Source organism: Nostoc sp. DedQUE12b (assembly GCF_034530835.1).
In the GTDB taxonomy this organism is placed as follows: domain Bacteria; phylum Cyanobacteriota; class Cyanobacteriia; order Cyanobacteriales; family Nostocaceae; genus Nostoc.
This window is the reverse complement of record NZ_JAVRCI010000102.1, coordinates 1-21,380: the sequence shown is the minus strand read 5'-3', so window position 1 is coordinate 21,380 and position 21,380 is coordinate 1. Positions and strand designations below refer to the sequence as shown.

General features: G+C 41.5%; 18 protein-coding genes and 1 pseudogene. 11 read left to right on the top strand and 8 right to left on the bottom strand.

What is annotated here, in order from left to right; genetic code table 11:
• Positions 1-281, top strand: a pseudogene (locus tag RMY16_RS29600) (hypothetical protein); the annotation flags it as partial.
• Positions 282-489: 208 nt separating this feature from the next.
• Here RMY16_RS29600 and lspA read toward each other — a convergent pair.
• Both lspA and RMY16_RS29590 read right to left on the bottom strand, forming a co-directional pair.
• Positions 490-966: a signal peptidase II gene (gene lspA, locus RMY16_RS29595; RefSeq protein WP_289795760.1), complete on the bottom strand. Its 477-nt coding sequence runs from the start codon at positions 964-966 to the stop codon at positions 490-492.
• Between the two features lie 94 nt (positions 967-1,060).
• Complete coding sequence (locus tag RMY16_RS29590; RefSeq protein ID WP_322739366.1) at positions 1,061-1,648, bottom strand: biotin transporter BioY; 588 nt, start codon at positions 1,646-1,648, stop codon at positions 1,061-1,063.
• A gap of 588 nt (positions 1,649-2,236) precedes the next feature.
• On the opposite strand from RMY16_RS29590, the gene pstS reads away from it, so the two are divergent.
• The 5 genes from pstS to RMY16_RS29565 all read left to right on the top strand — a co-directional run bounded on the left by pstS (position 2,237) and on the right by RMY16_RS29565 (position 6,716).
• Entirely contained in the window at positions 2,237-3,409 is a 1,173-nt protein-coding gene (pstS, locus tag RMY16_RS29585) for a phosphate ABC transporter substrate-binding protein PstS (RefSeq protein WP_322739365.1), read from the top strand.
• 184 nt (positions 3,410-3,593) lie between these two features.
• Positions 3,594-4,544: a phosphate ABC transporter permease subunit PstC gene (gene pstC, locus RMY16_RS29580; RefSeq protein WP_322739364.1), complete on the top strand. Its 951-nt coding sequence runs from the start codon at positions 3,594-3,596 to the stop codon at positions 4,542-4,544.
• 19 nt (positions 4,545-4,563) lie between these two features.
• The gene (pstA, locus tag RMY16_RS29575; RefSeq protein WP_322739363.1) at positions 4,564-5,445 is read left to right on the top strand and encodes a phosphate ABC transporter permease PstA; all 882 of its coding nucleotides are present in this window, start codon (positions 4,564-4,566) and stop codon (positions 5,443-5,445) included.
• 57 nt (positions 5,446-5,502) lie between these two features.
• Positions 5,503-6,309 carry a phosphate ABC transporter ATP-binding protein PstB gene (gene pstB / locus RMY16_RS29570; RefSeq protein ID WP_322739362.1) on the top strand — a complete coding sequence of 269 codons (807 nt, stop codon included), beginning with the start codon at positions 5,503-5,505 and terminating at the stop codon, positions 6,307-6,309.
• 125 nt (positions 6,310-6,434) lie between these two features.
• On the top strand, positions 6,435-6,716 hold the full coding sequence (locus RMY16_RS29565; protein WP_292871932.1) for a hypothetical protein: 282 nt from the start codon (positions 6,435-6,437) through the stop codon (positions 6,714-6,716).
• Positions 6,717-6,762: 46 nt separating this feature from the next.
• Here the strand turns inward: RMY16_RS29565 and RMY16_RS29560 are convergent, their stop codons facing one another.
• Both RMY16_RS29560 and RMY16_RS29555 read right to left on the bottom strand, forming a co-directional pair.
• Positions 6,763-7,329, bottom strand: a complete 567-nt coding sequence (locus RMY16_RS29560) for a Uma2 family endonuclease (RefSeq protein WP_322739361.1) — start codon at positions 7,327-7,329, stop codon at positions 6,763-6,765.
• 162 nt (positions 7,330-7,491) lie between these two features.
• Positions 7,492-8,088 (bottom strand): glyoxalase-like domain protein, encoded by a 597-nt coding sequence (locus RMY16_RS29555; protein ID WP_094351107.1) that lies wholly within the window; start codon positions 8,086-8,088, stop codon positions 7,492-7,494.
• A 196-nt stretch (positions 8,089-8,284) separates the two neighbouring features.
• On the opposite strand from RMY16_RS29555, the gene RMY16_RS29550 reads away from it, so the two are divergent.
• Together RMY16_RS29550 and RMY16_RS29545 are read left to right on the top strand one after the other, a co-directional pair.
• Positions 8,285-8,923 (top strand): sigma-70 family RNA polymerase sigma factor, encoded by a 639-nt coding sequence (locus RMY16_RS29550; protein ID WP_322739360.1) that lies wholly within the window; start codon positions 8,285-8,287, stop codon positions 8,921-8,923.
• An 89-nt stretch (positions 8,924-9,012) separates the two neighbouring features.
• Positions 9,013-10,092 (top strand): tetratricopeptide repeat protein, encoded by a 1,080-nt coding sequence (locus tag RMY16_RS29545; protein ID WP_322739359.1) that lies wholly within the window; start codon positions 9,013-9,015, stop codon positions 10,090-10,092.
• A gap of 97 nt (positions 10,093-10,189) precedes the next feature.
• Here the strand turns inward: RMY16_RS29545 and RMY16_RS29540 are convergent, their stop codons facing one another.
• The 3 genes from RMY16_RS29540 to hisG all read right to left on the bottom strand — a co-directional run bounded on the left by RMY16_RS29540 (position 10,190) and on the right by hisG (position 13,859).
• Complete coding sequence (locus tag RMY16_RS29540) at positions 10,190-10,885, bottom strand: hypothetical protein (protein WP_322739358.1); 696 nt, start codon at positions 10,883-10,885, stop codon at positions 10,190-10,192.
• A gap of 338 nt (positions 10,886-11,223) precedes the next feature.
• Complete coding sequence (locus tag RMY16_RS29535) at positions 11,224-12,678, bottom strand: sensor histidine kinase (RefSeq protein WP_322739357.1); 1,455 nt, start codon at positions 12,676-12,678, stop codon at positions 11,224-11,226.
• Between the two features lie 536 nt (positions 12,679-13,214).
• Positions 13,215-13,859: an ATP phosphoribosyltransferase gene (hisG, locus tag RMY16_RS29530; RefSeq protein WP_322739356.1), complete on the bottom strand. Its 645-nt coding sequence runs from the start codon at positions 13,857-13,859 to the stop codon at positions 13,215-13,217.
• Positions 13,860-13,935: 76 nt separating this feature from the next.
• Here hisG and rppA point away from each other — a divergent pair, with 76 nt between their 5' ends.
• Positions 13,936-14,634 (top strand): two-component system response regulator RppA, encoded by a 699-nt coding sequence (gene rppA / locus RMY16_RS29525; protein WP_322667078.1) that lies wholly within the window; start codon positions 13,936-13,938, stop codon positions 14,632-14,634.
• A gap of 612 nt (positions 14,635-15,246) precedes the next feature.
• Here the strand turns inward: rppA and RMY16_RS29520 are convergent.
• On the bottom strand, positions 15,247-16,278 hold the full coding sequence (locus tag RMY16_RS29520; RefSeq protein ID WP_322739355.1) for a 1-acyl-sn-glycerol-3-phosphate acyltransferase: 1,032 nt from the start codon (positions 16,276-16,278) through the stop codon (positions 15,247-15,249).
• A gap of 474 nt (positions 16,279-16,752) precedes the next feature.
• Between RMY16_RS29520 and RMY16_RS29515 the strand changes: the two genes are divergently transcribed.
• Both RMY16_RS29515 and RMY16_RS29510 read left to right on the top strand, forming a co-directional pair.
• Positions 16,753-17,073 carry a helix-turn-helix domain-containing protein gene (locus tag RMY16_RS29515; RefSeq protein WP_322739353.1) on the top strand — a complete coding sequence of 107 codons (321 nt, stop codon included), beginning with the start codon at positions 16,753-16,755 and terminating at the stop codon, positions 17,071-17,073.
• Position 17,074: 1 nt separating this feature from the next.
• Entirely contained in the window at positions 17,075-21,232 is a 4,158-nt protein-coding gene (locus RMY16_RS29510) for a PAS domain S-box protein (RefSeq protein ID WP_322739352.1), read from the top strand.
• Positions 21,233-21,380 lie beyond the last annotated feature (148 nt).

Below are 21,380 nucleotides of genomic sequence, written 5' to 3'. Positions count from 1 at the left end.
TAACTCCACCAGGAAGCTCAACTACTCCTGAAGGCGCACCTAGCAACTTAACTCCACCATCAGAAAGCCCAACCACTCCTGAAGGCGCACCTAGCAACTTAACTCCACCAGGAAGCTCAACCACTCCTGAAGGCGCACCTGGCACTCCTGGTAGCACTACCGAACCAGGTAGCTCAACCACCCCTGAACAACCTGGCACTCCTGGCAGCACTACTGAACCAGGTAGCTCTCCCAGTACTCCCGGCTCTAGTTCGCCAAAAACTCCTACCACAGGTAACTAAATTCAAAGCTGGGGCATAATCTAAATAATGGTTTGCCATCAGCGATCGTCAGTGCATCTTTCGTGAACTCTTGCACTAGTTATGCAAACTGGTGTCAGGTGAGAAATAAAAGTTGATAAAACCTTATACGTAAAGTCTTCGCATATAAGACTAAACAAGGGTTTCACTAAATCAATAGCCTGGGATTAATCATCCCAGGCTTAATAGTTTAATGGGATCTGCCAGTTGATGTCGGTGTTTTTTGCAAGGAAGCAATTAACAGGCAAACAATACCGATACTAATAAATGAATCTGCCACATTAAATACAGCAAAGTTAATCAGACGAAAATCAAGAAAATCAACAACATAGCCTAAAACAAAACGATCAATACCGTTGCCCATAGCTCCACCTAAAATCAAGCCATAGCCTAACTGATCCCACAAATTTAATGTTGGGCCAATTAACGCCAACGCTATCAATACTAAACTCACTCCTAAAGATAGCCAGCGCAACCACTCTACTTTCCCACTCAACAGACTAAAAGCCGCACCAGTGTTAGTGACATAGGTGAAGTGAAATATGCCAGGTAAAAGTGGTAGTGTCTGCCCCAGGCTAAAGCTTTGTACTACCCAGTACTTTGTTATTTGGTCTAAGAAAAAAGCGATGAAGGCAGCAATCCAGAAAAGACGATTTTTTAAATGCATGGCTAATTAGTCATTGGTCGTTGGTCGTTGGTCATTAGTCATTGGTCATTGGTCATGAGCTTTTGACAAATGACAAAGGACGAAAGGCAATGAACTAATAAAACATTAAGTGACGCAATATATATGCTATTACAGTAACTGCACAGACCACAGTTAGTTGACCTGGTAGTGCAAACCAGGAATATCTAAGAATTGCTTGCATCAAGGGTAGATTTTCTGTGCCTTTCCACTGAAAAAAATAGCTAATAATTAAATAAGTAATACCGCATAGGTGGAGAGTTAATAAGCCACAGACACAACTAAAGGCAAGAGTTTCTAGTCGAGGTCTCGCTTTAAAAGCAACTAAGCCACAAATCCAAGCTCCAGGAATAAAGCCTAGTAGATAGCCAAACTGAGACAACTTGACATAACCAATACCGCCGCCATCCGCAAATACTGGTAATAAGGTTAAGCCCATGACTAAATAGGCAATTTGCGAGAGCGCACCCGCATTTTTGCCTCCTAAACAACCCACCAACAATACTGCGCCAATTTGAAAAGTGACGCCTAAAGAAAAAGTCTGAATTCCGTGCTGACTCCAAGTCCAAGGTAAGGTGATGCCATAAACTTCTAAGAAGGTACCACCCATTGTCAGGAGTAAGCCAATCATAGACCATAGTAATTGATTGGAAGCAGGAAACATTTATCAGACAACCAAGGAAAAGCAAAAGGTAAAACCAACAGCAACTAGTATATTCATTAATATCGGAATGAAATTTGTGCTTACATCTTAAGAACTAGCATATTTTCTTTTGCCTTTTTGGTATGTAATTTTTCAGTTATACGAATTGTAGCTGAGGTGTCTATTATCTAATTTTCTTGGCTGAAGCGTGCTGTGAATTCTGGTATTTAACCTAAAATATGGTAAAACCAACATTTATATTAGTATTTATACTAGTTTTGCAGAGCAGTGCCCAAATGTGGTTACAAAGTGTTTAATGCTTAATCATAATTAATATTTATATACTTTTTTTATGAATTGACCAACGAAATTACACTAACAATAAATTTATGTAAACAAGTATAATAAACTTACTGTAGTAATATCTATATCTGTAAATTTAAAGTAATAAGTATAAAATTTATCAATAAAAACTAGAAACAAGGGTTTGCTCTTCATCAAAAAAACAAGTATCTTTTTGCTTTGTTAACCTTTCGTTAATCTCTATTGTTGTCCTTTGGGAGTATCTTAGAAACGCTCACCTGAAAAGTTACTAAAAAATTGATAGCGATGCCCTCACGTCTTAGTGTAATAAAAATTCATCGCCTTACAGCTTCAGTTTCAGTGTTAGCACTGACAATCAGTCTAGCTGCATGTGGCGGACAGCAAAATCCAGATAATACAGCCTCCAATTCTGGCACTGCTACAGATACCACTGCCTCAAGTACAACCAAATTAGATTTGGGTGGAAATCTCAAGTTAAGCGGGGCTGGTGCGTCTTTCCCAGCACCACTGTATGATACATGGTTCACGGATCTAAACAAAAAATATCCAAATCTGCAAGTTGACTATGCCTCAGTTGGTAGCGGTGCTGGAGTTGAGCAATTTATCAAAGGGACTGTAGACTTTGGTGCCAGCGATGTTGCTATGAAGGATGAAGAAATCCAGAAGGTGCCAGCAGATAAGGGCGTTATTTTACTGCCTGTAACAGCTGGTAGCATAGTGTTAGCTTACAATTTGCCAGATGTTGCAGAACTAAAGCTACCACGAGCCGTTTACGCTGATATTCTACTAGGCAAAATCAAGTCTTGGAATGATCCCCAAATTGCCAAGGCTAATCCAGGTATAAAGCTTCCTAACCAGGCAATCACAGTTGTTTATCGTTCAGATGGTAGCGGAACAACAGGTGTGTTTACAAAACACCTCAGCGCTATCAGCCCGGAGTGGAAGACTAAAGTTGGTGAAGGCAAAACTGTCAACTGGCCTGTGGGAGTTGGTGCTAAAGGGAATGAGGGTGTTACCGCCCAAGTTCAACAAACACAAGGTTCTATTGGTTATGTTGAGTACGGCTATGCCAAACAAAATAGTCTCAAGTTCGCTGCTTTGGAAAACAAAGGCGGTCAGTTTATTGTACCTACTGAGGAGTCAGCCTCTAAAACTCTGGCATCAGCAACTCTACCGCCTGATCTGCGCGTCTTCATTTCCGATCCAGAAGGCGCTGATTCCTATCCCATTGTTACTTACACTTGGCTGTTGGTTTACAAGAAATATCCCGATGCGGCAAAAGCTAAGGCAGTTGAAGCTGCGATCGAATATGCTTTAACTGAGGGTCAGAAGAATGCTGCGGCACTAGGGTATGTTCCTTTACCCCAAAACGTCATTACAAAGGTGGCTGCTGCTGCTGATCAAATCAGTCCAGAGTATAAAATTGCTGTTGGTAGTGGTACTAGTGCTAGCAAGTAGCTACGATCAAGAAATGAGGCATTCCTAGACAATAATTTTTAGGCTGCTTACTAACCTATAGACATTCGTAATTTGAAACTCTGTATTACCAATGTCTCAGTTTTAAATGACAATGAGGCAACAATTTTGTTGATATGGTTGCCTCCCATATCTTCCTTTGATTTAATTGTGAAAGTCGGTAGTCATGACTACAAATACTCAAAACCTTTCAGCAGCGACAAAAAATCGCTCTGATGTAGAAAAGTCCCTAGATCAGGGTTTTATTTGGCTTACTAAAATTTTCGCCTTTGGGGTTGCTGGCGCTTTATTATGGATCGGCTTCCAGGTTGCAATTGCTTCTGGGCCCGCTATCCAAAAGTTTGGTGCTAGCTTTTTAGCTAACACCACTTGGAATCCAGTTAATGATAACTACGGAGTGCTACCTCAAATTTATGGAACTCTCTTGAGTTCTTTTATTGGTTTACTGATAGCTGTACCAATTGGAGTTGGTACAGCTATTGTACTAAGCGAGGATTTTTTACCCGCAAAAGTGAAGTTGGTACTGGTTTTTGCAGTAGAACTGCTTGCAGCTATTCCCAGCGTTGTCTACGGTGTGTGGGGTATTTTTGTTTTAGTGCCTATCTTAACTAACTTGGGAAAATGGCTCAATAGTTACTTTAGCTGGATACCACTTTTTAGCACCCCCCCTACAGGCCCAGGAATGTTACCGGCGGGAGTCATATTAGCAATTATGACTTTGCCTATCATCACAGCTCTATCGCGCGATGCCTTGATTTCTATACCCTCCAGTTTGCGCCAAGCCTCCGTAGGACTAGGAGCAACCAGATGGGAAACCATCTTGCAAATTCTGATTCCAGCAGCCTTTTCGGGGATAGTTAGCGCTGTGATGTTGGCACTCGGTCGGGCAATGGGAGAAACAATGGCTGTAACAATGTTGATTGGTAATTCCAACAACATTAGTATCTCATTGTTAGCACCAGGCAATACGATTTCTTCTCTACTAGCAAATCAATTTTCAGAAGCTAGTGGTTTGCAAGTGTCGGCTTTAATGTACGCTGCTTTAGTTTTATTCTTCTTGACCCTGGTAGTCAATGTCATGGCCGAGTTTATCGTTCTGAGAGTCAAGCGACTGTAGCTTAGTTTTGGGTTGAATTATGACTTCTAGTTTTACAGAGCGCAGTTTAACTCGCGCTCCCATGTCTCAAAGGACACTGTTTAATACAGTAATGACTGTAATCGCATTTATCTGTGGGGTATTGGCACTTGTGCCTTTGCTAGCAGTACTTTCTTACGTCATTATTCAAGGCTTTAGCAGTTTGAGTCCCAGCATCTTTTTTGAACTGCCACCCAAAGCTCTACAACAGGGAGGAGGCTTTGGTAATGCAATCTTGGGCACGTTGCTGATGGTAGGAATTGCAGCGCTGATTAGCATTCCGTTTGGTGTTTTAGGAGCGATTTACATAACAGAATTTAGCTCGGCTCAAGTAGCGAGATGGGTACGTTTTGCGGCTAACGTCCTAAGTGGAGTCCCCTCAATTATTGCTGGGGTATTTGCCTATGGTATTGTAGTTTTAACACTGGTAAAGTTGAACTTAGGATCATATTCAGCTTTAGGTGGAGGGTTTGCCCTGTCAATTTTGATGTTGCCAATTATTGTCCGAACCACTGACGAAGCTCTGCAATTAGTATCGCAAGATTTGCGGCAAGCATCTGTAGGGCTAGGAGCAACTAACTTTCAAACAGTAAGTCAAGTAGTCTTACCAGCAGCTTTACCTGCAATTGTAACTGGAGCAACGTTAGCGATCGCCAGAGCATCTGGAGAAACCGCACCTTTACTATTTACCGCTTTATTTTCCAATTTTTGGCCTGGTAGTTTATTTGAACCCACAGCTTCCCTTGCTGTTTTAGTTTATAAATATGCTATTTCTCCGTTTAAAAATTGGCAATCACTAGCTTGGGCAGCATCTTTGATTTTGGTATTGATGGTTCTAATCACAAGTATCATCGCTCGCTGGGCAACTCGCAAGAAAGCTTAGTCAAATAGCATTTACATAGCGGATTTGTATCGCTAAAACTAATACTACATTTAATTTATGGCTAACAACATTAGCACAGTCAACGATACTCAAACCGTTTTACGTACCGAAAACCTCAATGTTTACTACGGCAAATTTTTAGCCTTGAAGGATATCTGGCTAGATATTCCAAAAAATCAGGTGACAGCCTTTATCGGGCCTTCTGGTTGTGGTAAAAGTACGTTGTTGCGATGCTATAACCGCCTCAATGACCTGATTGAGTCATTTCGGGCAGATGGTAAAATACTTTTTTACGATAAAAACTTGTATGCATCCGACATTGATCCTGTAGAGGTGCGTCGTCGAATTGGGATGGTGTTTCAAAGACCAAACCCATTTCCCAAATCAATTTATGACAATATTACTTTTGGAGCCAAAATCAACGGCTATAAAGGTAATTTGGATGAATTAGTAGAAAGTAGTCTCAGAAAAGCAGCTTTGTGGGATGAAGTAAAAGATAAGTTGCGACAAAGCGGCTCGTCTTTATCTGGTGGACAACAACAACGGTTATGTATTGCTCGCGCGATCGCAGTACAACCTGAAATTATCCTGATGGATGAACCTTGCTCCGCTCTTGACCCCATTTCTACCTTGCGTGTTGAAGAACTGATTCACGAACTTAAAGAGCAATATACTATTGTCATTGTCACCCATAACATGCAGCAAGCAGCGCGTGTTTCTGATAAGACAGCCTTTTTTAATGTTCGGACTTCAGAAACAGGAAGCCGTAATGGCTATATGGTAGAGTATGATGCAACAGAAGTAATTTTCAACAATCCTCAGCAGGAAGATACCAGAGATTACGTTAGTGGCAAATTTGGATAAATATTTATTTCACATTACATTGTTGATATTAAAGCAATGAGGGATATTCGGAAATTAAAGTTGTGCGATATTCCTCTATGTTTTTTATTTGAAGGACTTTTTTCTCCCCAACAAACTTCATCTCCATGTTGTCCGATGTCTATTACTTAGTGCGCTCAAAAACTGATGGGAATTATCTTATAGCTCGTCCTGATGCTGAAACATCAGGTTATTTGTTGCTGTTTCAAGAAAACTTTGACGCCCTTAGCTATCTCAACACCCACGCAGCAGAAGTGGCAAATCGCTTTGCGGTTGAATCTATTGCGCGTACACAGTTGGGAAACTTGCTCAAACGCTGGGGTTTTAGCGGTGTGGGTATTGTGACTGACCCGTTGTTACCCAAAGTTGAGTTTTTACAGCACAATTAATTAATTTGTCATTCGTAATTCGTAATTCGTAATTCGTAATTTTATATTAATTAAATAGTTGTGCGATCGCACAAGTAAAATTAGGTAATATTGGTGAACTCAATTCATCACCATTGAATAACGTAGCAATTAACTTTAAACTCGCTTGTTCGCGTCGATATACTTCCACTTGTTGCTTACGCCAATCTACAATCCAATATTCTCTGACACCTCGTGATGAGTAGAGCTTAAGTTTTAGTTCTCTGTCCCGCTTTTCGTTTTCACTACCAGCAGATAACACCTCTACAACCAGTTCTGGCGCACCTGTCAAATGCCCCGCCTCATCTAAAAGTAAAGGCAATCTCTCGTTGCTCGCCCAGACAACATCGGGAATAACATTATCATTATCGCCAAAAATTATTCCTGGAGCAGTCACAACTTCTCCCAGACCAGTAGTTTGTGACCAGTTATCCAAGGAAGTGCTAATTCTGACACAAGTTTTTTGATGCTTCCAGTGGGGCGCTTTAGTCACAAACAATTCTCCGTCAATAATTTCATAGCGATTCCCGTTATCTGGAAACAACTCTAAATCGGCGGTAGTCCAGCACACTTTCTCAGATATCGGCTGGTTCATAAATTATCTCAGTTAGGGTATTTACCTATTTTAGCCTGGGTGGAAATGGGATATTAGTTAGGAGTAAAGCCGGGAGTCAATCTAAAATCTAAAATCTAAATTCCAAAAATATTGGGTGGAGCGCTCGCTCCACCCAACCTAAAATAATCTAATCATTAACTACTAATTCGCTACCTCAGCCACCTCAATCACTCGCCCTTCATAGTCCTTGACCAAAAAGTTCAGGGGTTTGTGGTTACGAATCTTTAATTTCAAACCGCGCATTTCGACTCGCATTAAAATCATTTCCAGGCAGTCGTGGTCAAAGCAAACGTGGCGTTGCTGATTTTTGCTACCTAAACTCGCACCAGTAATGACGTGTAGTTGGGTGTTTTTCTTCAATTGATACCACAGCCCATCGTTAGCATTATTCATCATTTTGCTAGACAAGCTCGGCCCAGTAGACATATATAACGGATCGATGCCAGTTGCGCCTATAGTTTGTTCGTAGTTGTAGTAGTAGTGCAATGGCACCTCAGCTGCTGGCAAATCTAGCAGTCCTTCATACAACTGTCGGGCAATCTCCAAATCTGACACCATTACAGTGTGTACTTTTGGGGCACTGGTGAGAAACATCCACATGGCACCAGCGTAAGCTGCTAGCAGCATCACCATAATGCCTTGGGTGGAGAATAGGCTATCTAAGGGCAGGGAAGGCAGAAAGGAGCCTAAAGTAAGGGGACTGAGCAGGAACGAGATCACACTAACTGCTATAACCATGAACAAATAAGGATTCTTTAAGAGAGTTGATTTTATGATTGTCGATTAAGACTAAAATTAAGTCCTTGTTTTTAGTTTATCAATACTCAACTAGTCTGAGTCTTATCTACAAACTGAGCAACACCAAGATATTATGCGATTAACTAGGGGAGTGCAATTCCCAAAACTATTTTAACAATTATCAACTCCAAGACTTGTGCAAATTCCTCATTTTCCCGAAGCTAATCACCCACTGGTGAAGTCGCTGTTCCATCACAGTGACCATGAACTGCTGATTCTGTTTCAGCGCTATCCAGATGCCGGAAAGTACTTTACGGTGATTTTTTGCCGCTACAGTCCCATAGTCTACACCTTAATTCGGCATTCGGCGCGATCGCCTGTGCAGGCAGATTATCTGTTTGCCCTTACTTGGCGACATATTTATTACGAACTCGGTGGACTCAAGTTAACTGACTCTGAATCAGGTGAGGAAGCCTTGACCATGCAAAATTGGTTAATTAATATGACAGCTTTCTGTATAAATGAGATTAAACTACCGCCCACAGAAGCAATTCATTATTCTCTGCAAGCGACTTCACCGCCGCTATGGTGCTATGTACAACAGGCGTTAGACCAACTACCGCCAGTTTTACGATTAATTGTATTAATGGCTCAAACTTTCCATTGGAGTGAAACTAGAATCGCTGCTTATCTACAAGCTGAAGGAGAAGCGATCGCTCCTAACGAAGTAGCCAATTTTCTCCAAGAAGGCTATCGTATGCTAGAGGACAAATTGCCCACAGATATCCGCGCTATATACTTTGGAGAAGATTTAGCTAAATCAGAACTTAAGTAAAAATGCGTATATTACTTGTCTTCAATTTTAAAACTTAAAACTTTTTCTTAGACCTTCTACTTAAACCCGCAACTTTACGGGTAATTTTTATGAAACAACGGCTTGTATTTCCCTGCCAAAAGGTAGGCTTAATTTGTGTAGGTGCGATTTCTTCTCCCCAGGTACTTTTACACAGCTTTTTACTGTTTGCTTTTTTGCTGAGTCCTGTAGCGGGTGCGGTTGATATTTCCGAACAACTCCATCGCCCTTTAAATGATTCCGTTGGGCGACAATCAAGAGATGAAGCAGACAGCTTGCTGCGTATTGGTCAACAAGAATACGCTTCAGGATATGCCGACAAAACAATTGCGTCTTGTTTGCGAGCATTAGAACTATATCATTCCATTGCCGACCTGAAAGCACAAGGTTTGACATACAATTTGCTTGCTAAGGCTTATGTGCAGCTTGGTAGTTCAAAAGAGGCAGAAGATGCTTTCAGAAGAGGATTAGCGATCGCTCGTGATACTAAAGACTTTCAATCTCAGATTTTTGTGCTGAATAATATTGGTACATTTCTGCTGCAAAAAGGCGAATTTGCTGCTGCTGGTAAAACAATTGAAGATGCACTCGCAATTGCTCACGGGGTGAAAAATATTGAAGGTGAAGGACTGTCTTTGAGTAATTTGGGTTTGGTAAATGCCAGGTTGGGAGATTATAACAAGGCGATTAAACTATATGAAAATGCTTTAATTTTCCGCCGTCAGACTGGCGATGCCATCGGTGAAGCAAATACCTTGAATAATTTAGGAGATGCTTATTTAGCATCTGGAAATTATCAAGATACCATTGCTACTTATGGTGAAGCAATGCGGACAGCTAAAACCAACCGCGATCGCACTAATCAATTACGGGCAATTGACGGTTTAGTTACGGCTCATACTGCTGTAGGACGTTACGAACGCGCCTTTGACTTACTAGAGCAGCGTTTAGCACTCGCTAAAGAATTACAAAATTTACGCGAAGAATTAAAATCTTTTGAATCTTATGCCCAGTTATATAAACAACAAGGTAACTACCTAACTGCCCGCAATTTTTACGAAAGGGCAATTATACTGGCGCGGACATTGCAAGATAGCAGGCAAGAAGTGCAATTGCGGGATCAATTAACTAAAATACTTCAGCGAAAGTAGCAGTAAGACACCGAAAATCTTTTGCATTATTGAAAGTAGGGGCAATTCATGAATTGCCCCTATAGTTTTGTATAAGTTAACCCACGCCTTAGCCTTACTAATTCAAGAACACTGAACCGTTTTGTTCAATTCTCATAGCACTTCTGCCCTGTGTTGCATTGGTGGCTTCCTTAAATGTAACTTCCAAGCTTCCTGGCTCTGAAGAACCTTGTGGGGTCACTATTAACTGTCCGCCATCTTGTCGTTCAAATGTTACTGTTACCGGTGCTTTTAAAGCTTGCAGTGTTACATCTGACTTACCTTCTAGCGATCGCGGTGCTGTATCGCCAATCACTTGGAAAGTTATCTTAGCCGCAGTATTATTAACCAACCTGATATTCACCATCCCATTAGTGAGTATGATTGTCGCACTGGGGGTTTGCCGTGGTTGTAGCAGTGGTTGTTGGTCATTGGAAACCGCAGGTGATGAAGGCTGTTGAGTTTGATCGCGAGGAATTGGGCGTGGTGGTACGGGAGATACTTGACCCTCAGCCGGAGAAACTGGTTGTGGTGGTACGGGAGACACTTGCCCCTCAGTTGGAGTAGCTGGGCGTGGTGGTCTAGCTCCTGGCTCTGGTGATACAGGAGCCTGAGAGCGGTTGTAGGGTGGTTCGCTAAAAATACTAGGACTGGGGTTAACCTTGACAGTAGATTCTTGTGCTAATGCTTGAGGAATTGCTGGCAGACTAATTAGCAATCCCCCACAAAGAGCGCCAAATAATTTGCCAGACTTGCGAAAATTTTGAGACTTCATATTCGTTCTTGACTCCTAAAAAAAAATTAATTTGTTTTCTTACTAAAGATTTCTCCAACCGGAAATTAAATTAGGTTTTATCGGTTGTTAAGTACATCTAAACATTTAACAAACTACTTTATTTATCACATCTAGCTAAGGATAAAGAAATAATCTAAAAAACTTGAAATATTTCATTCTCAAGATTTACAATCTTAACCATTGCCATTAAGCACATTTTTGTAACAGTCAAATTTAATAAACTGCTAGAAAATAAATTTCTTCGCTAAAAATTCTAGTCCAATTCAATGCACTAGAATCTTACATCTATCACAGGAAATAAAAATTTATTAGCTAAATTAAGACTCAAGAGTTATTGGTAAAGTGATAGTAAAGGTAGTGCCAATGCCTTGGGTACTTTCAACTTGAATATGACCGTGATGATGTTCGACAATAGCTTGAGCGATCGCTAATCCCAATCCTGAGCCTGTAGCGCTGGCTGTAGCTGTATTCCCCGTCCTATAAGTACGTGCCGGATCTACTCGATAAAAGCGGTCAAACAAACGTGGTAGCGCTTCGGCTGGAATTCCAACTCCGGTATCACTCACCTTAACTTGCAATTGGGCACTGGTGTTACGTAGTCCAGAAACACGATTTATTCCTTCTATGCGCGCCAATTCCACTTTCACTTGTCCACCTGCTGGAGTGTAATGCAAAGCGTTAGCAATTAAATTTGTGAACAGCCGCACTAATTGATCCCAATTACCTACAAGAGTAAACCAATTTTCCAGTAATTCGGGGCTAGTTTCAGAAACAGGAGGGTCAACTAAGTCTAGAGAAAGGCCAATTTCTTTCTCAGGGACTAACAATTGTTGTTCTTCAACCACCTCTATTAGCAAAGCGTCCAACGGACAAGGTGAAAAAGTATCTTTGCTAATACCACTATCCTGTCGTGCTAGGAAGAGTAAGTCATTGACTAACTTACCTAAACGCTGCGTTAACCGTTCCACCACCTTTAACTGTTGTCGATATTGCAAAGAACTAGTTGTTTCTGTCTCTGCTAAATCCAAGTCAGCAAGGGCAACTTGCACATTAGTTTGAATCAAAGTGATCGGGCTTCTAAGTTCGTGGGAAGCATCAGCAGTGAATTGTTTAAGACGTTGATAAGATTCACCCACCGGTTCCATCGCTTTACCCGAAAGAAACCAACCACTTGCGCCTACGGAAAGCACCATTAACCCAATACCTAATGCCAAATCAAAAATTAACTGGCGACTAGGTTTAGTAACTTCAAACCAGGGATGACTAACGCGCAGATATCCTAATACTTGTCGTCTCACTTCTACGCGTTGGGTGACTTGTCGTAATAAGAGTGGGGAGTTAGGAATTTTAAATTTTGAATTTTCACTCTCTGCTTTGACTACGCGTACAGTTTCACCAGTACGATTGACACGAATGGGAATATTTAGGGGTTCAGATAGCGTTGACCAAAGTAATTTACCAGTTGGGCTAAACCATTCTAGGTCAATGTGGTCATCTTCTACAGTGTCGGTATTCTCACCAAAACTAGCTTCTACATTAATGCGAAATTTATCTGCATCAGCATTAATTGGCTCAAATCTTAGTGTAGATGCACAACCACTGGTTGTCAGGCAACGCTCTACTATTTCTACTACATGGTTGAGGGTGTCATCAATCCGCTCAATCAGTGTAGTACGAACGTATAAATAAACGCCACTGGCAAACAGTAGCAGTAATACAGCAGTGACGGCAGTGTACCAAATTGCAAGACGGCGGCGAGTAGCTTGAAACATATTTCCACCTACTTCGTGTTAAAAATAATTGTAAAGTGATTTTTATTATTAACAATTTTGATCAAAACAATACTAGTTTAATTATTTGCGATCGCAAATAATTTTAAAGCTAAAAAAAAGATTACTTTGTCTGGAAAAATCATTATAAATATAACTTTGATTCCATTTGCTGAGAGGTTAAGAAAAAATTTAATCTTTGCATACGGGGAGTTTTTATGCGTCTTATGCAACAAAAGGTAAGGGCTTTTAAAACCTAGTTTTTAGCCATAAGTTAGAAATGCTGCTCATTGGGCTGACAACAACCCAATGAGCAGCATCCCAGTTTGGTGCTGCGAAAGAAGCAATCTTTCAAAGCTTTGTCTAGACTGGTTTTTAAGTTAAGTTAACACCTGTAGTGAGATGTCCACCCCACAAGCAACAGTTGAGTATTTTTTATCTGGAAGTCGCTTGAAGACGAGACGCTGTACGAACCAATAGTGCAGCGTTAGCTAGGAATGAGCATTTGTAGAAGCGTTATTACGAATTACAAATTGATATTAAACCTCTACTACAACGGCCTCCCGCAGCTTGGCAATCACATCACTCAGATTACCTGTATTCAGGCGGTAACTCAGAGGATGAGCAATCAACCGCGCCGTGCTTTGATACAGACTAGCAATTTCAATCAAACCATTTTCGCGCAAAGTCCGCCCTGTAGAAACCAAATCTACGATCGCTTCTGACATGCCAGTAATTGGGCCTAGCTCTACTGAACCATACAATGGCACTATTTCTACAGGTAAATCCAGACTATGGAAATATTCACGAGCGCAATTCACATATTTTGAAGCAACTCTACCATGCGGTGGTAAATCTAAAGGCGATCGGTAAGAACTTGATTCTTTTACCGCCACTGACATCCGACAATGACCAAACTGCAAATCTACCAAGTGGGCAACTTGCGGCTGCTTCTCCTGCAGCACATCGTAACCAACAACCCCTAGTTGTGCTTGACCATATTCCACATAAACAGGCACATCTTGCGCCCGCACCAGTAAAGCTTTTGCAACTCCCTTAGTGTCAGGAATTTGAAGTTGGCGAGTTCCTGAATCTAAAAAAGCACTAAAATCTAATCCGACAGCTTGTAGCAAGCGGATGCTATTTTTAAGTAGTTCCCCTTTTGGCAATGCAACAGTCAGCATTTTTTTTATTGGTATCCTTAGCGTCTTGGCAGTTGAATAATATTGAGAATATCTCTATATGCTTACCACAAGCAGCATGAGAATTTTATTAGTTGATGATGAAGTTGAACTAACTCAACCTTTGAGCCGCTTGTTAACTCGTGAGGGTTACGCTGTAGATGCCGTTTATGATGGGACATCTGGCAGCGAACTTGCACAGACAGGCAGTTATGACCTACTTATTTTAGATTGGATGCTGCCAGGAAAAACGGGGTTAGAGATTTGTCAGGAATTGCGACGCCAAAGCAAAACCACTCCCGTTCTGTTTCTCACGGCTAAAGATACTCTTGATGACCGCGTACAAGGTTTAGACGCTGGTGCAGACGACTATTTGGTTAAACCTTTTGAATTGCGAGAGTTATTAGCAAGAGTCCGTGCTTTATTGCGTCGTTCCGGTTCTCAAATTTATGAAACCACCACCGGACGTTTAACTGTCGCTGATTTAGAACTGGATTGTGAAAATCAAGTAGCCTATCGCCAAGGACGAATAATTGAGCTATCCCAAAAAGAAAGCCAGTTGTTGCAATATTTTATGGAACACACCGGACAACTTCTGACTCATGCCCAGATTATGCAAAATTTGTGGCAAGAAGAAGAACAACCCAGTAGCAATGTGATAGCGGCATTAATTCGTTTGCTGCGCCGTAAGATTGAGGTAGGTAGGGAAACTACGCTGATTCACACAGTCTACGGCAAAGGTTATCGTTTCGGCGCTTCCTTAGTGGAGTCAGTTTAGCCGCCTGCTTCGACTCACAAAGATTTGGTTAATTGTCTAGGAGAATAATCTAACACCCCAAGAGACTGTTTGTTGTAGAGGGATAAATCTACAGGCATCATAATTTGTGAAATCTCCTTTCAGACACGAAGCTGATTATTCGCACCCATATCTTCTTTACTAAACCCAAGAAAAATCTCGGAATCTTCCATAAGGGTTGACGGAAAACAAAGACATCAGCATTTTCCACAAATAGATAAGCATTGGTAACAAAACAGGTTGTGTTGGTAACGAACGCATAAGTGTCGTTACTAACGGATAAGCATTGGTAACAAAACAGGTTGTGTTGGTAACGAACGCATAAGTGTCGTTACTAACGGATAAGTATTGATAACAAAACAGGTTGTGTTGGTAACGAACGAACAAATTATGGTAGGAACAATAACTTCGTTCCTAACAACATGTCCATACAGCATTACCAATGTTTGCAACGATTTTCTTTATTTGGCTTAGTCAACAGTATAGTGGCGATCGCACTCCCAATATTCCTCATCACTACAAACTTACAGCAGTTTTCATTTAATTGAACCACAGTGTAAACCTGTTAAAATCAAAAAAATTCAGCTTGTACTATTAAAATTTACCCAAAAACTGATTAATTTGAAGTTGCAGTTTTTCTCTTAATTGTTGCGCTTGTTCATAGGCTACTGCACGCCCTTTCTTTGAGTGGTTGTCCAATTCGACTGGTTCCAAAGGTTGAATAAAGTAACGCAAACGAGTTTTCATTGCCCAAACTCCCATTGAGGGAAACAAAAGTAGGGCAAACATTAAAAGCGACAAAGGTAAGAATGGTAGTTTGACTAGTCGTTGTAATCTGGTGAAATTAATAGCCCAAGGATGCAGAGATTCACTGCCGATGCAAAATACTGGCAGAATCGGAATATGATAGCGATCGCTCAACTGAATAAAGCTCACATTAAACTTTTCTAGTTGATAGCGTCTTCTCCAACCTTTACCAGGCCCGCGAATACCTTCGGGTGCATATAAAAGAATTTTACCTTGAGCGATCGCGCCCTCAAAATCATCTAATTCGGCTCGCACACCACCTAAAACCTGCGACCATTGAGGTGGTAGCCACCAAATCATCCAAGGATGCTCAAATAATACTGGATTTGCGATGGGTTGCACTACCCATTCTTTGGCTTCACTTAATAAATAAGCCAAGGTTAAAAAGTCCCAAGGAAAACACATCCCTGCATGATTCATTGCCACAATCAATGGCCCTGTTGGCGGCAAGTTTTCAACTTGTTGCAACTCTCCCCGAAAATAGTATTTAACGATAGGGGCCAGAATTTCTTTGCCAAAAGCTTGTTGATATTTAGGATCGAATTCACCAACTTCTTTTCGGGGTGAACGAAAACCCAGACGCAACCAACGACTCAGCAACGCTAGATAAAATCCGCCAGGAATTAAAAATAATCCATATTCTAGCCAATTCCAACCATCTGGATCTGAGTGATAGTGCTGCCAATGGCGATTGAATAAAATTAGCCACCCTGGAGGATACCAAAGACAAAACCAATCAAACCAGTTAAATATATAGCCTTCACCTGGTGCATTTTCTAGTTGACTGTTTACTAACTTTTCGGAGCGTTGATTAATCAAAACAGTTAAAGATTCTGGTTAAGCAAAAGAATTTTATTAAAACCGCATTATAGCTTCTTCGTTTTGTAACTGCCATCTTACCATAGAAGTACGCGGCTAGGGGCACAACATGTTGTGCCCCTACGATTATCTGTAACTCACCATTTTGCAATCTGCCGTAGTTGCTAAACTAGCGATATAAAAGCTTTCATCAAATACAAAATGAGCTTGTCTATAGATACTTTTTATATAAAAAATATGAAAAATTAATCTCAATACAATTCATGAAGATATGACGCACCACCATTTTTTTAGCTTTGTGTGATTGCTGGTAATAATTTAATTAAATCGTCTTAAGTAATACTATTGTGAATCTTATTATCAGGCAAAATTTAATGTTTATTTTAGATATACCCTTCTACAGCCAACAGTAAGCCGTGAACACTGATAACTGAATATTGATGTTCCACCAAAAGATGAAATTGATAACGACTGATGATTATTAAAATTCATCCTCAAGCTGGAGACGAATGGCGAGACATCTGTCTTACTCTTCCTACTATGGAACTAAGAAAACCACTCAAAATTCCAGATTTGATCCGTGAACTTCGGCAGCAACTCCATCTTTCTCAAGAAAAGTTTGCAGCCAAGTTAGGAGTTTCTCTACGAACAATCAATCGTTGGGAGAACGGATCTACAGTGCCTTCACAGATGGCACTAAAGCTGATTGAAGAAATGTTAGAGAGGATGGGCAAAGCAGATACAAGATTAGTGAAGGAGTATCTCCCAAAATCGGAGCAACGGGAGGACTCTTAGGATGACGGTGAAAGTACCTGAAAAAATTTTGATAATGCGTTGGTTCATAGCTTTTAGTGTGATGATTTTAGCAGTCACAACGGCACTGCTTTTGACAAAAGTCTTACTGCCAGTTTTTGATCCGAGCGTATTTACGTTATTTTATGCTGCTGTGGCAGTCAGCGCTTGGTATGGCGGTATGAGGCTTGGAGTACTAGCGATCGCTTTATCTGTGACAACTGCGCTCTACTTTTTGATCGATCCAGTCTACTCTTTCGATTTCCTCAGCTTCAAAGTCCTGGTACGATTAACCACATTCTCACTAGTATCTTTCTTAATTACTGCGCTCTCTTCAGAGTTACGAACTGCTAGACGCAAGGCAGAGACAAGCCTTAAGTTGTTGCAAAATAGCGAAATGCGGTTTGGGCAACTGGCAGAATCCAACATCATTGGAGTCATTGTCACTGATATTAATAACGGCTTCATCATAGAAGCCAATGATGCTTTTCTGAACACGATTGGCTATACGCGAGAAGATTTTTCTGCTAACAAAATAAACTGGCGGGAGATTACCCCACCGGAGTATCTTCTTTTGAGCGAACGTTCAGTGGAAGAAGTGAGAACTACTGGAAGATGTAAGCCTTTTGAGAAAGAATACATTCGTAAAGATGGCGATCGCATTCCCGTTCTGCTCGGTTCTGTGATGCTGGGAGATACTCAAGAAACGGTCATTGCTTTTGTTGTTGATTTGAGCCAACAGCAAGCAGCACTACGCGATGTCTACGATGAGCTTCGCTTACGCAAACAAGCAGAAGCGGCATTACAGCAAGCCAATCAGCGCAACACACGCACTCTAGAAAACATGAGTGATGCATTTATTACTCTAGATCGAGACTGGCGAATTATCTATCAAAATGCCGAAGCAGAGCGAATTAACGGTAAACCCCGCACAGAGATCATTGGTAAGTCACACTGGGAGGAGTGGTCTGCATCAGTAGGCACAAATGTAGAGCATCAGTACCGACGGGCAATGGCAGAACAGATTCCCGTCCACTTCGAGCATCACTACTACTTACCGCCCAAGTATGATTTGTGGCTGGAGATTCACGCATATCCTAGTGAAGACGGTCTTGACATTTTCTTCCGCGATATCAGCGAACGCAAACAAGTAGAACGAACTTTGCGGGAGAAAGAAGAGCGTCTAAAGTTAGCTAACGAACGGTTTGAGCTAGCAGCATCTGCGGTAAACTGTCTGATTTATGACTGGAATATAGAACAGGATAGCGTTGAAAGAACCGAAGGATTAACTCGAATTTTGGGCTATTCCCTCGCAGAAGCTGAAGCAACTGGTAATTGGTGGTTTGAGCTTGTCCATCCCGAAGATTTGCCAAGCGTACAAGAAGCAATACTTGCTTTGGGAAATAGCGATCGCTATGCTGCCGAGTACCGAATTCGCAACAAAAACAATCAGTACATCTATGTTTTGGATCAGGGGATACTAGTACAGCAAGATGCTGATGGAAACCCAGTACGATTAGTTGGCAGCACTACAGATATCAGCAAACGCAAACAGGCAGAAGCAGCAATCCAAGCAAGTGAGGAACGGCTCAGGAGTTTTGTGAAAGCGAATATAGTTGGCATTCTCTTTGGTGATGTGAATGGTAGCATCACTGAAGCCAATGACGAGTTTTTGCGAATTGTCGGCTATACCCAAGAAGATATCCAAGCAGGTAGATTAAGCTGGACTGATATCACGCCATCTGAGTATCAATATTTAGATGAACTGGCTATTGCCGAGGCAACAGCAAAGGGAACCTGTACTCCTTACGAGAAGGAATTTATTCGCAAAGATGGTTCCAGCGTACCAGTTGTAGTTGGCTACTCCCTTTTAGGAGAATCTCGGCACAAATCAGTCGCATTCATTCTGGATATTAGCGATCTCAAACAAGTTAAAAAAGCGCTGAGTCAGAGTCAAGAGCAATTTCAAGCTTTTATGGACAATATTCCCGCTGCTGCATGGATTACGAATGCAGAGGGACGTGTACTTTACCTTAGTCCAACTTATTTCAGCACATTCAATGTGCCAACAAATAAGGCGATCAATAAAAACATTGTTGACCTATACCCAGTTCAAATCGCTCAACCCCTTCTGGATAACATTAGAATAGTTGCTGAGAGGAATCAAGTTGTTCAAACGATTGAGTCTGCCCCACGCACAGATGGCACTCTTGGCGAATTTTTGGTCTATAAGTTTCCCATTGCCGATGCGTCTAGCCAATGCCTGGTAGGAGGGGTTGCAATTGACATTACCGAACGCGAACGTGCTCTTCGCGAACGTCAGCTTGCAGAACAAGCCTTACAAGAGCGCAGTGAAAGACTTAAACTGCTTTTGGAAACAACCAGTGATTTGCTTTCAACCGAGCGCCCCTTGGATCTAATGAACAGCTTGTTTAGCAAACTCTCGGCGCAAATGGATTTGCATTGTTACTTTCACTATTTAATCGATACACACGAAAATAAGCAGAAACTCCGGTTAGTAGCTTGGAACGGCATTACTGATGATGTATTTCAAGCAATTGAATACGTGGAATTTAATCAAGGGATATGCGGACTAGTGGTGCAAGAACGCCGTCAAATCGTCGTTAATAATGTGCGACACTCTACTCATCCCCATGCCCACACTCTCCACGCTTTAGGAATTACAGCCTATGCAGGTCAACCGTTAATTGTTCAAGGAAAGCTTCTTGGTGTTCTCTCCTTTGCCAGTCGCACCCGTACTCATTTTACTTCTGGGGAAATAGCTTTATTACAAGCAACCTCCGATCAGGTGGCAGTTGCTCTGGAACGCGCTCAGTTAATGGCTTCGTTACAGCGACGGAAAGAAGAATTAATTCAAGCTAATCGGATCAAAGATGAATTTTTGGCAGTGCTTTCCCACGAACTTCGCACACCGCTAAACCCGATCTTGGGATGGTCGAAGTTACTGCAAACGAAAAAGTATGACGAAGCAACCACCACTCGCGCTCTCGAAACCATTGAGCGCAATGCCAAGCTGCAAACCCAATTAATTGAAGATTTACTGGATGTCTCTCGTATTTTGCAAGGTAAGCTGAGTCTGAATATTGCTCCTGTGAATCTAGAAACTGCGATCGCCGCAGCAATAGAAACTGTACATCTAGCGGCTGAAGCCAAATCGATCAATTTGCAATTTACGATTTTAGACTTTGGCGTAAGCGCTCAGTCCTTCCCTGCGGGACGCTACGCGAATGACAAGGCTCAGGAACCATCGAACGATTTTGGATTAGACAATTCCCAAATCAATTTAGACTCTATCGATTTTAATAAGCAACTTAACAATTTAAAATGCCAAACTTCAAATTCTAAATTTTTAGTCAGAGGTGATTCTGGTCGCTTGCAGCAAGTTATCTGGAATCTAGTTTCCAATGCTATTAAGTTTACACCCCAAGGTGGACAGGTAGAAATCAGTTTAGAGTCTGTTGGTTCTCAAGTTCAACTTCGAGTCAGTGATACAGGTAAGGGAATTAGCCCTGATTTTTTACCATTCGTCTTTGACTACTTTCGACAAGCTGATGGTGCAACCACTAGAAAATTCGGCGGACTGGGCTTAGGATTAGCTATTGTTCGTCACATTGTCGAGCTACATGGTGGCACAGTTAAGGCAGAAAGTTTGGGTGAAGAACAGGGAGCAACCTTTACAGTCATGTTACCGCTGAACCAGGTCGATCTAAATAGCCATCAGATTGCCTCTCTACCTGATGATTTGCCCGATTTCAATGGGTTGAAAGTTCTGCTTGTAGATGATGAGCGTGATACGCGAGAGTTAATTGCTTTCATTTTGGAGCAGTCTGGTGCGGTAGTAATCCAGGCCGCATGTGCAATGGAAGCACTACAAGTTATGCCTCAGTTCCAGCCAAATCTGCTGTTAAGCGACATTGGAATGCCGGAAGTAGACGGCTATATGCTAATTCGTAAAATTAGAGCTATGTCTCCAGAACAAGGAGGGGAAATTCCAGCGATCGCCCTTACAGCTTATGCTGGTGAGGTCGACTATCAACAGGCAATTGCCGCCGGATTTGGCCAGCATATCACCAAACCAGTGGAGCCAGCTAAATTACTTCGTGCGATCGCCAACCTTGTTTATAGTTATAGTAATTGTTGATTTAGAGACTCAATTAATTTTATAACTCCTTCCTTAACTTAAAGGAAGGTTTCAAGGATTTTTGGGATTATTAGATTACCCAACAAGTCTAAAAAACAAAAAGCCCCATCCTTAGAAGGACTGGGGCTTTTGTATGAATAATGAGACC

Excerpts from the sequence above, each read along its gene's own strand:
- pstB (WP_322739362.1), top strand. The coding sequence starts at position 5,503 with ATGGCTAACAACATTAGCACAGTCAACGATACTCAAACCGTTTTACGT.
- RMY16_RS29540 (WP_322739358.1), bottom strand. The coding sequence starts at position 10,885 with ATGAAGTCTCAAAATTTTCGCAAGTCTGGCAAATTATTTGGCGCTCTT.
- RMY16_RS29555 (WP_094351107.1), bottom strand. The coding sequence starts at position 8,088 with ATGGTTATAGCAGTTAGTGTGATCTCGTTCCTGCTCAGTCCCCTTACT.
- RMY16_RS29515 (WP_322739353.1), top strand. The coding sequence starts at position 16,753 with ATGATTATTAAAATTCATCCTCAAGCTGGAGACGAATGGCGAGACATC.
- RMY16_RS29590 (WP_322739366.1), bottom strand. The coding sequence starts at position 1,648 with ATGTTTCCTGCTTCCAATCAATTACTATGGTCTATGATTGGCTTACTC.
- RMY16_RS29560 (WP_322739361.1), bottom strand. The coding sequence starts at position 7,329 with ATGAACCAGCCGATATCTGAGAAAGTGTGCTGGACTACCGCCGATTTA.
- pstA (WP_322739363.1), top strand. The coding sequence starts at position 4,564 with ATGACTTCTAGTTTTACAGAGCGCAGTTTAACTCGCGCTCCCATGTCT.
- RMY16_RS29535 (WP_322739357.1), bottom strand. The coding sequence starts at position 12,678 with ATGTTTCAAGCTACTCGCCGCCGTCTTGCAATTTGGTACACTGCCGTC.
- RMY16_RS29565 (WP_292871932.1), top strand. The coding sequence starts at position 6,435 with ATGTTGTCCGATGTCTATTACTTAGTGCGCTCAAAAACTGATGGGAAT.
- RMY16_RS29510 (WP_322739352.1), top strand. The coding sequence starts at position 17,075 with ATGACGGTGAAAGTACCTGAAAAAATTTTGATAATGCGTTGGTTCATA.
- RMY16_RS29545 (WP_322739359.1), top strand. The coding sequence starts at position 9,013 with ATGAAACAACGGCTTGTATTTCCCTGCCAAAAGGTAGGCTTAATTTGT.
- lspA (WP_289795760.1), bottom strand. The coding sequence starts at position 966 with ATGCATTTAAAAAATCGTCTTTTCTGGATTGCTGCCTTCATCGCTTTT.
- hisG (WP_322739356.1), bottom strand. The coding sequence starts at position 13,859 with ATGCTGACTGTTGCATTGCCAAAAGGGGAACTACTTAAAAATAGCATC.
- pstS (WP_322739365.1), top strand. The coding sequence starts at position 2,237 with ATGCCCTCACGTCTTAGTGTAATAAAAATTCATCGCCTTACAGCTTCA.
- pstC (WP_322739364.1), top strand. The coding sequence starts at position 3,594 with ATGACTACAAATACTCAAAACCTTTCAGCAGCGACAAAAAATCGCTCT.
- rppA (WP_322667078.1), top strand. The coding sequence starts at position 13,936 with ATGAGAATTTTATTAGTTGATGATGAAGTTGAACTAACTCAACCTTTG.